General features: G+C 54.2%; 4 protein-coding genes and 1 pseudogene. All 5 read right to left on the reverse strand.

What is annotated here, in order from left to right; translation table 11 throughout:
* Window positions 1-90: 90 nt before the first annotated feature.
* Window positions 91-273, reverse strand: coding sequence for a transposase (locus AiwAL_RS19850; RefSeq protein WP_262313450.1), 183 nt, complete (start codon window positions 271-273; stop codon window positions 91-93).
* A 191-nt stretch (window positions 274-464) separates the two neighbouring features.
* Window positions 465-797: a cytochrome c gene (locus AiwAL_RS19855; protein WP_262313451.1), complete on the reverse strand. Its 333-nt coding sequence runs from the start codon at window positions 795-797 to the stop codon at window positions 465-467.
* A gap of 60 nt (window positions 798-857) precedes the next feature.
* The gene (locus tag AiwAL_RS19860) at window positions 858-2,642 is read right to left on the reverse strand and encodes a PQQ-dependent dehydrogenase, methanol/ethanol family (protein WP_262313452.1); all 1,785 of its coding nucleotides are present in this window, start codon (window positions 2,640-2,642) and stop codon (window positions 858-860) included.
* A gap of 485 nt (window positions 2,643-3,127) precedes the next feature.
* Window positions 3,128-3,595, reverse strand: a pseudogene (locus tag AiwAL_RS19865) (transposase); the annotation flags it as partial.
* Window positions 3,596-3,622: 27 nt separating this feature from the next.
* Window positions 3,623-3,724 (reverse strand): hypothetical protein, encoded by a 102-nt coding sequence (locus tag AiwAL_RS20520; protein WP_408851995.1) that lies wholly within the window; start codon window positions 3,722-3,724, stop codon window positions 3,623-3,625.
* Between the last annotated feature and the right edge of the window lie 13 nt (window positions 3,725-3,737).

Consider the following 3,737-nt stretch of genomic DNA (forward strand, 5'->3'; position numbering starts at 1 on the left):
AATTTTGATCGGAAACCAGCTCGCGGACTTCATCATGGCCAGTGCGGTCCCATCGCACCACGAACAGGCCGTAGACATGACAGCACGCGATCATCGCCTCGTTCCACTTTCACCTTGCGCGACGGGGGCGTTCCAGACATGCCCTCTCGATATCTCGTGCCGCCGCGCAACCAGCGCAAACACCGCACCCGGTGCCTCGGCCTCCACGACAATCCGCAACTTGTCCTCATCCCGCCAGCGCCGCCGCCGCTCAATCCCCGTGATGATCTCCATCCGCTCACCGCTCCTCGCCCATCAATCAGCTCGTAGCAGCGCTCTTATGAACGGCTCCTTGCCGTTCCGGCAGGCGGTTCTGACCGGATGGATACAATGAATGAAGGCCCACAATGCACCATCACCATGCTGCGGCTGCAGGTGACGCAACCCGCCAACGGATTGCTGGTTAGGTCATCGGCTTAATGACATCAGAAGCGCGGCCGTGATTTGACGAAGGCTTCGATTTCCCAGATCTGTTTCACGCTCAAAACGCCCGCCCAGGAGGGCATTTGGCCTCGATTACCCGATTTACCTTCCATGGCTGTCGTAAGAAATTCCTGATCGGTCAGCGCATTCTCAAAGAGATCAGGCCCGCGCCCGCCTTTCTGGCCGTGACAAATCATACAGTGCTCCGCGTAAAGCGCCCGCCCAGCTTTGATTGCTTCTGGTTTTCTGATTATCGGGTTCTTGAGTGCGTGACCGGCCGCATTCGCAGGCGCGGCGAGGATGAAATTTCCTCCGGACGCCAGGAAGGCCACCACGACAATTCCGTACCACCTGGCGTCCACCACGCAAATCCTTCGGTTCGGGGCCAATGCCCTTCAGTTCTTAGGTTTGACGCTTGGCTTGTAGGTCGGCAATGCTGATTTGATCACGACGGCGTTCACCGCATCAGAGGGTTCCTGCTTTCCATCGACTGAGAAAACCCAAAGCATGCCGCCATGAGGTCCTGAGTAATAGAAGCTCGGATCGCCGCCGAGTCCGGAAAGCACCGCGATGTATTGCTTGCCGTCGAGTTCGTACGTGATCGGTGACGCGTTGATGCCAGATCCGGTTTGGAATTTCCATAAGACTTTTCCGGTTTTGGCATCTATCGCCTCAAAGTTGCCGTCCTCATCGCCGGTGAACACTAGATTGCCTGCGGTAGCGAGCAGACCGGAAAACATTGGTAACCTGTTCGCATCTTCCCAAACAAATTTCCGGGTCTTCAAATCGAACGCCTTAGTATACCCGATATGCTTCCCGATCCGATACATCTGGTAATTCTCGCCGATGTAAGTGCTTCCTGGCTTGTATGGATATTCTGACTTCTTCTGGAGCGACAGCGTCATTGCCCAATGATTCACGTTTAAGAACACGTAATGAAGGAGTGGATCGTAAGCTGGCGGGAACCAGTTTGTGCCTCCTTCGAGGCCGGGAACGATCGGGCCAACGGTCTTGCCAACTACGGTCGGCTTCATCGCCGGATTGATCTTTGGCTGGCCGGTGATGGGATTAAGGCCGGACGTCCAGTTGATACCAGGAATCATCGGCACCGCGTAAAGAAAACGTCCGTTAGTGCGGTCAATAACGTAGAGGAAGCCGTTTCGGTTGGCCTCGATGGCCGCCTTGTATGGGTGGCCGTCGACTGACACCGTGGCTAGGACAGGCCCCCCAATGCCGTCATAATCCCAATTGTCGTTGGGGGTATACTGATACCCCCATTTAATCTTTCCCGTATCCGGATTTAGGGCGAGAAGAGAGTCGGTCCAAAGGTTTTTCCCAGGTCGGTCGATTTCAGCCCACGGCCCCGGATTGCCTACGCCCCAATAGAGGGTATTTGTCGCGTTATCGTAGGATCCGGTCACCCAGGTAGGGCCTCCACCATGCTTCCAGGTATCGCTCGGCCAAGTCAGATGACCATGTTCTTTGGGCCCCGGAACCGTATAGGTCGTCCATTGCAGCTTTCCGGTTTTGGTATCAAACGATTTAAGATACCCACGCCCGCCATATTCCCCGCCAGCAATGCCGACGATCACATGATCGCGGATAACGAGAGGGGCTCCCGTCTCAGTTACACCAGTTTTCCAGTTATCTATCGTAGTGTTCCATGCGACCGTGCCGTCGCGAGCGTTCAGCGCAACGAGATGGTCATTCAAAGTCTCGACGTATATCAGATCGCCCTTTAAGGCGATGCCCCGGTTAACCGGACCGCAGCACAGCATCGCAGCCAGTTGGGGTTTGTACTTTGGCGTATATTTCCAAAGGATCTTCCCAGTAGCGGCGTCAACCGCGAAAACGCGAGAATAGTCGGCGCTAAATAAGAGAATGCCATTGTAAAATAATGGCGTGGACTCCAGACCGCCGAATTTGCCGCCGGTCGAAATCGTCCACATCGGTTTCAGGTTTTTAACATTTTTGGTCGTGATCTGCTTGAGTTGGCTGTAACGCCAATTATTGTAGGTATGTCCGTAAATGATCCAATTTGACGTGTTGGCCGCGGCATTGACAAGATCGTTGCTGGTGACAGGATCGTATTTGGCGACCGGCGAGGCAGACGCCACGGCAGTCAAAAGCAGCAGAGAAAAGCCAATCCAAAAAAATAAAATATTGGTTGTTCGCTTCACGTGGCTTCCTCCTTCGCGTTTTGGCTAATGATTGCCGGCGGCGTAACCTGCTTCAATGCTCAACCGCGAATCCGCGTCCAACGAATGGCTCAGCGATAGTTATCCCTCGAAAAGATTAAAATGAATAAACAAACAGAGGTGACGCATTTCATCATATCTGATATGCGAATTTCGGCCTCCAGCGACGGGATGATCACGAACCCACCGAAATGTGGACACATTCTGTCATTGGGCGGCTCTGTCCAATCCTGCTTCAATGACGTTCCGTTTCTTGCCCGCTCTCTCTCTCTCTCTCTCTCTGTCTGCGACCTTTGTTGAAGCCTCAAGCATTCTGGTCTGATTTTCAGTTCTGAAATTCCTGCAAATGCCACCTCAAGCGCTTCGGAATTTCAGCCCCCCACACTAATCTGCTTTCAGTTTCTGAAGCACGGCCGGCGTTCCCGGTTTGCCGTGGAGCTATGCCGGAATTTGGGTGACGCCGGTGATCAGGCGGCGTTCTGTGCTGGCGTCTGGATGACCTCGACGCCGTTCTGGAATTTAATGCCCTGAATGACCTTGGGCAATTGATTTTCTCCCTTCAGTTTTCGCCATGTCCTGGCGGCGGCCATCACCAGCTTGAACACCATCAGCCGGGCAGTGTCCTGCGACAGCGCGCCCTTGGTGCGGATCGTCCTGTGGCGCACCGTGGCGAACACGCTCTCGATCGGATTGGAGGTGCGCAGATGGTCCCAATGCTCGGCCGGGAAATCGTAGAAAGTCAGCAAGACATCACGGTCTTTGACCAGGCATGTGACCGCCTTGTCGTATTTCGCGCCGTATTTCTCGGCGAACGTGGCAATCGCCGTCTCGGCTGCCGCACGATCCGGCGCGGTCCAGATTTCGCGCAGATCAGCCTTGGCAGCCGGTTGCAGAACCTTCGGCATCTTGTTCAGCACGTTGGCCGTTTTATGCACCTAAGGGTCTGAGCCCGGATAATCGCATCATAATTTGGCCTTTCTTGGTCTGATTGTGTAGTTCCATTCTCCGTGGAAATCGGCATGCTGGATATTGAGTGACGCCATTTCGGCGTTGGTGATTTTGATGCCATTTTCATAA

It is taken from the genome of Acidiphilium sp. AL (genome assembly GCF_025499445.1).
GTDB lineage: Bacteria > Pseudomonadota > Alphaproteobacteria > Acetobacterales > Acetobacteraceae > Acidiphilium > Acidiphilium iwatense.